Source organism: Microcystis sp. M20BS1 (assembly GCF_020245305.1).
Classification (GTDB): Bacteria; Cyanobacteriota; Cyanobacteriia; order Cyanobacteriales; family Microcystaceae; genus Microcystis; species Microcystis ichthyoblabe_A.
In genome coordinates this window covers 1-3,318 of sequence record NZ_JADBUZ010000142.1, presented here as the reverse complement: position 1 = coordinate 3,318, position 3,318 = coordinate 1, and the positions used below count along the sequence as shown (strand labels likewise).

Sequence of the window (3,318 nt, the reverse complement as noted above, 5' to 3'; positions counted from 1 at the left end):
ATCTCTCAACAAAGCTCGAAAACCAGCTTGCTGAAAATGAATATCCGTTGTTAATGCTTCCGTTATTCTACGCTCTTCCATTACAATAAAAGAAATACAGTCAACAATTCCCCAATTTTTATCGTTTCTTTGACAATATAGTTGAAAAGCTTTTTGATAAAGAATTTCCGATAAGGGAATAACTGTCACTGTTCTGTCCTTTTCTAATGAGGACAATAATGTAATTGACTTAGAGCGATATTTTTGTTTAGATAAAGCATTGCCAATCTCTAAAATAATGGCTCTGGTTGTAACTAAAGGTGTTTTTGAAGTTTTTAATTGTTGGGCAATGGCAAGTGCTTTGTGATGATAATCGTCCGTAGATGAAGATAAAGCGATCGCATAACTTGTATCGAGAAATTTCTCAGGGTTCATGCTCTTTTTCTTCACCATATAAATATTTATCTAGATTTTCTGACCAATCAGAGGGGCCGTCTAGTTGTAATGATTCTGCTGTCTCTAAAAAAGAAGTGAGTTCATTATTTTCATCCGATAAGTTATCAACAATAATGCGAACACGAGTATTAGCCTTCAATGTAACGGGTTGCTCTGGATGAAAGACCTTTCCGTCAAATAATGCGTTAATAGAATTAAGCATGATCTGTTGGTGAAATGATTTTTACTTGAAATATCTATATTATAAATGTAACACACCAAATTGATTGTTATTCGCTGTCATCTTGTTGGTTAAACTTTAAAGCTGCCGCTTGGGATAGGAAGGCAAAGGGCGATCGCTTTTTGATGAGGAGGAGGGGCGATCACATATCGTATTTTTCTATTATCATAGTAAAATCAGGCAAATATTTTGAAAATAACATGAAAATTAAAGCTCTAATCTGGCAAGAAGATGGTATTTGGTGCGGTTCCGTACCGGCATTGCCAGGCTGTCATACCTGGGGAGAAAGCTACGAACAATTATTAGAAATGTTGCAAGATGCAGTTCAAGGATGGCTTGAAGTTGCAAGTCAAGAAACAGAAATTGAAGCAGAAAAAGAGCTAGTCGAATTATCATTATGAAATCTATTTCTGGCCAAGCCCTTTGTAAAATTATTGAACGTTATGGTTAGCAGTTAAAACGCATTAGTAGTAGTCATCATATTTATACAAAACAGGGAATGAAAGTTATTTTATCCGTTCCTGTTCATGGCAATAAAGATTTACCAATTGGTACTCTTAAGAGTATTTTGAAAGATGCTGATCTGACCGAAGATGACTTGAGATAACGGTGATCGCTGTTTTCTTGTTGATTAAATCTTAAAAACGCGATCAGGTTTTCTTTTGAAATCTAGGGTAAAGCTGTTAAAACAAAACGGATAGACGTTGCCACTACCGCCGTAAACAAAATCCCAATCAAAGCCCAAACCTGATTGCCCTGATTGCTTTCTACCTTTTCTATCTGTAATTCCATTTTATCGAATCGCTTATCCATTGAATCCAATCGTTTCTCTACATTATCAACTTTGGTTTCTACAGTAGCCAATCGAATCTGTACTTGATTCACATCTTTAGAAATTGTATCTAGCTTCTGATTCATTTCTGCTAGAACTTCGCGCAAATCCGTTTCGATGATAGTCGGTGTTGGCATAACTCATCTTGTTAATCAGGCTGACACACTCATTTTAATCTATTTTTTTGCTGAGAGAACGGCCTCTTCTCAAAATATAGCAATTCTCATTTTAAGGTTTCATGACATTAAAACCCTTGCACCTAGAGGGGTTAATAATTCTTAACGAATCTCTAGATCGCTGAAACAACGCAAAATCGTTTCAAAATGAGAATAGCTGGTACGAATTGCGGTGCAGACAATACCTTACTCAAAAAACCCTGCGCTACTATTAGAACTAGAGGCGATCATTTTAAGGGCAACTGAGCCACCGTATAATGTTCAAATTCATACTGGAGTCCTAACCCATGCAAGTGAAACTTTCGGAGCAAATCTCGTCTGCGGATGCGGAAAATATTTTAAAGTGCTTACCAGACTGGATTCAGGATGCCCTGATTGCTCGCGCTACTGAAATTGATTATCCCGTTGAAGCAATCCTTGAGATGGCGATCGCCAGTTTTCTAGACACAGAGGCATTAAGTTTTGCCGACTGTAAGCCAGGGCGAGGTCAATAAGTGCGATCGCTCTTGTAGTAACGCACTAAATTGATTGTTATTCACCGTAATTATCTGATTTTTTGGATTTTTATTAATGCGATCGCCGAGCTTGTAGCTGATCTTGTAGTGCGATCATTTTTTGATGATGAGGAGAGGCGATCATTTTTGGGGAGGAGGAGGGGCGATTTTGAGGAGGAGGGGCGATTTTGAGGAGGAGGGGCGATCGCTCTCTAATCAGTATAAGTTGATATAATTATCGTATGTTTATCTGGTCGTCAAAATGTTGCTAAAAATCGTACAAATCGGTAATTCTCAAGCAATTACAATTCCTCAAGCAATCATGGAACAGTGTGAACTTCTGGACGAAGTTGAGGCGATAGTTGATGGAAAAAGAATTATTCTGAGTGCTAAAAAGAAGGTGAGGGAAGGCTGGGCTGAGTTATTTGATGATGCTCCTATTGAAGCCGAGTTACAGGATTGGTTAGGGGTGGAAAACGAGTTTGAGCGGCAAAATCAATGGTAGAAAGATTTAGCATCCTGTTGGTGGCACTCGATCCAACTAGGGGGTCTGAACTGCAAAAAACTCGACCTTGTGTTGTTGTTTCTCCTAGTGAAATTAATGCTCGATTAAGAACAGTCGTTATTGCACCAATCACCAGTACTGTCAAAAATTACCCAACAAGAATCCCCATTGATCAAGAAAATGTGCGCGGCAGTATTGCTTTAGACCAAATTAGGGCGATTGACAAAACCCGAATTGTTGCCACAATTGGCAGTCTTGACGAACGGGTAGCAATGGTAGTGGCTGATCGATTGGTTGAATTTTTTCACTACTGATTGTCACCGAATTTGTTCGGTTTTAGTATCGCTTTTTTATAAAACAGGGAGAGGTGATCGCTTTTTAGAGTAAGGGTGAAGGGGCGATCGCTTTTGGGAGGAGCAATTTTTTGGGAATGGCTATCGCTGTTGGATGATGAGGAGAGGCGATCGTTTTTGGGTGATGTGGGAATGGCGATCACTTTTGGGTGATGGGGGAATGGCGATCGCCTGCCCTGAGATTAATCTCTCAACAAAGCTCGAAAACCAGCTTGCTGAAAATGAATATCCGTTGTTAATGCTTCCGTTATTCTACGCTCTTCCATTACAATAAAAGAAATACAGTCAACAATTCCCCAATTT

General features: G+C 39.0%; 8 protein-coding genes and 1 pseudogene. 5 read left to right on the top strand and 4 right to left on the bottom strand.

The features are described from left to right. The coding region (locus IM507_RS14630; protein ID WP_002744576.1) for a type II toxin-antitoxin system VapC family toxin at positions 1–414 on the bottom strand (414 nt) is incomplete at its 3' end. Then, a complete protein-coding gene (locus IM507_RS14625; protein WP_002755783.1) occupies positions 404–637 on the bottom strand; it encodes a hypothetical protein in 234 nt (77 codons plus the stop codon). The genes IM507_RS14625 and IM507_RS14630, both read right to left, overlap by 11 nt. Before the next feature lie 218 nt (positions 638–855). On the opposite strand from IM507_RS14625, the gene IM507_RS14620 reads away from it, so the two are divergent. Then, on the top strand, positions 856–1,056 hold the full coding sequence (locus IM507_RS14620) for a type II toxin-antitoxin system HicB family antitoxin (protein ID WP_002735173.1): 201 nt from the start codon (positions 856–858) through the stop codon (positions 1,054–1,056). Beyond that, a pseudogene (locus tag IM507_RS14615) lies at positions 1,053–1,262 on the top strand (type II toxin-antitoxin system HicA family toxin). Before IM507_RS14620 ends, IM507_RS14615 begins: the two are co-directional and overlap by 4 nt. A gap of 62 nt (positions 1,263–1,324) precedes the next feature. Here IM507_RS14615 and IM507_RS14610 read toward each other — a convergent pair. Beyond that, positions 1,325–1,624 (bottom strand): hemolysin XhlA family protein, encoded by a 300-nt coding sequence (locus IM507_RS14610; protein ID WP_002755782.1) that lies wholly within the window; start codon positions 1,622–1,624, stop codon positions 1,325–1,327. 326 nt (positions 1,625–1,950) lie between these two features. Here IM507_RS14610 and IM507_RS14605 point away from each other — a divergent pair, with 326 nt between their 5' ends. The 3 genes from IM507_RS14605 (at position 1,951) to IM507_RS14595 (ending at position 2,976) form a co-directional block, all read left to right on the top strand. After that, positions 1,951–2,157 carry a hypothetical protein gene (locus IM507_RS14605; RefSeq protein WP_002736760.1) on the top strand — a complete coding sequence of 69 codons (207 nt, stop codon included), beginning with the start codon at positions 1,951–1,953 and terminating at the stop codon, positions 2,155–2,157. Between the two features lie 262 nt (positions 2,158–2,419). Further along, positions 2,420–2,662 carry an AbrB/MazE/SpoVT family DNA-binding domain-containing protein gene (locus IM507_RS14600; RefSeq protein WP_002736094.1) on the top strand — a complete coding sequence of 81 codons (243 nt, stop codon included), beginning with the start codon at positions 2,420–2,422 and terminating at the stop codon, positions 2,660–2,662. After that, positions 2,656–2,976, top strand: a complete 321-nt coding sequence (locus IM507_RS14595) for a type II toxin-antitoxin system PemK/MazF family toxin (RefSeq protein ID WP_002735990.1) — start codon at positions 2,656–2,658, stop codon at positions 2,974–2,976. Before IM507_RS14600 ends, IM507_RS14595 begins: the two co-directional genes overlap by 7 nt. On the opposite strand, the gene IM507_RS14590 is transcribed toward IM507_RS14595, so the two are convergent. Further along, positions 2,970–3,158 carry a hypothetical protein gene (locus tag IM507_RS14590; protein WP_148045311.1) on the bottom strand — a complete coding sequence of 63 codons (189 nt, stop codon included), beginning with the start codon at positions 3,156–3,158 and terminating at the stop codon, positions 2,970–2,972. The two genes, IM507_RS14595 and IM507_RS14590, sit on opposite strands and share 7 nt — an antisense overlap. Positions 3,159–3,318 lie beyond the last annotated feature (160 nt).